The organism is Aeromonas sp. PrichA-15, from assembly GCF_017939245.1.
GTDB classification, from domain to species: Bacteria; Pseudomonadota; Gammaproteobacteria; order Enterobacterales; family Aeromonadaceae; genus Aeromonas; species Aeromonas caviae.
Window position 1 is genome coordinate 1 of the sequence record NZ_JAGKRH010000249.1, and the last position, 1,536, is coordinate 1,536.

Annotated in this window: 1 protein-coding gene and 1 pseudogene; both read left to right on the forward strand. The window is 58.1% G+C overall.

All coding sequences use genetic code 11. From position 1 onward, the window contains the following. The coding region (locus J9889_RS20575; protein WP_210557917.1) for an IS3 family transposase at nt 1-552 on the forward strand (552 nt) is incomplete at its 5' end. Nucleotides 553-592: 40 nt separating this feature from the next. Continuing rightward, nucleotides 593-1,423 (forward strand): annotated as a pseudogene (locus tag J9889_RS20580) (IS30-like element ISAs2 family transposase); the annotation flags it as partial. Nucleotides 1,424-1,536 lie beyond the last annotated feature (113 nt).

Sequence of the window (1,536 nt, forward strand, 5' to 3'; positions counted from 1 at the left end):
GAACTTAATCTGAGGATAAAGCCGCGAAAACGGCTGGTACGGGCCAAACCGGAGCCGCTGGCGGTCCCTGAAAAACCCAATCACTGCTGGTCGATGGACTTCATGCATGACCAGCTCGGTGATGGCCGTTCGGTGCGGCTGTTTAATGTGATCGACGACTTCAACCGCGAAGCACTGTGCATCGAGGTGGATTTCTCCTTGCCTGCCACACGGGTCAAACGGGCGCTGGAGCAAGTGATCGCGTGGCGGGGAAAGCCGGTGGAGATCCGCTGCGATAATGGCCCGGAATATATCAGCGAGGAGCTCAAGCGCTGGGCTCAGCAGGAATGGATAGCGCTACGGTATATCCAGCCGGGCAATCCCCAACAGAACGCGTATATCGAGCGGTTTAACCGCACGGTACGTTACGACTGGCTGGGTCATTACCTGTTTGAGTCACTGAATGAATTGCAGGCATTTGCCACAAACTGGTTGTGGACGTATAACCATGAGCGGCCCAATATGGCGCTGGGTGGCTACACACCAAAACAGCGCCTAATGCAGGCCGCATGACCTCTACTTTTGAGTGCCCCTAAGAATGGGGGGAATACCCACCCTCTACCGGGAGCTGCGTCGTAACGCCGGGCCGCAGGGCTACCAGCCAGACAATGCGCATCAGCACGCCACCCACCGACGGGCCAGTGCGGCCAAATCTCGGCTATCTGCCGATGTCATCCAGTTTGTCGAGCTGACACTCGCCTGGTGGTGGAGCCCGGAGCAGATAAGCGCGGTGGGCAAGCAGATAGGCCTCATGGTGAGTCACGAGTGGATATACCGCCATGTGGCCGCCGACAAAGCCCGGGGTGGCCAGTTGTACCGCCATCTGCGCCAGGGCCACAAGCGCTACCGCAAGGGGGCGAGCAGCCTGCGTTCTCCCATCAAGGAAGCCCGCTCTATTGATGAACGGCCGGCTATCGTCGATAGCCGGGAGCGGCTCGGTGATTGGGAGGCGGACACGGTGCTGGGCAAGCAAGGCACAGGTGCACTGGTCACCCTGGTGGAGCGCAAGAGCCGGCTCTATCTGGTCAAGCGGGTCGCGAGCAAACAGGCTGGGGTGGTGCGGGATGCGATAATCGAGATGTTAACGCCCTACATCGAGCAGGTGCATACCATCACCTTTGACAACGGCGGCGAGTTTGCCGAACACAAGGCGATAGAGGAAGCGCTGGGTGCCGAGACTTACTTTGCGCACCCTTACTCTTCGTGGGAGCGCGGTCTGAACGAGAACAGCAATGGGCTGTTGAGGCAGTTTATCCCAAAGGGAACAGACCTGAGAGAGGTCATGGACGAGGATATCAGGAGAGCGGAGCAGTGGCTCAACCTACGACCTCGGAAATGTCTCGGATTCAGGGGTAATCCCCCCGAAAAACTGAGGTGCTCATAAGTAGAATTTTCCCGTACCTTGATACCCGGAGGTTCTACATGAAAACATCACGCTTCAGCGATGCCCAGATCATCGCCATTCTTAACCAGGCCGAGGCTGGCTCCCCCGTTCCA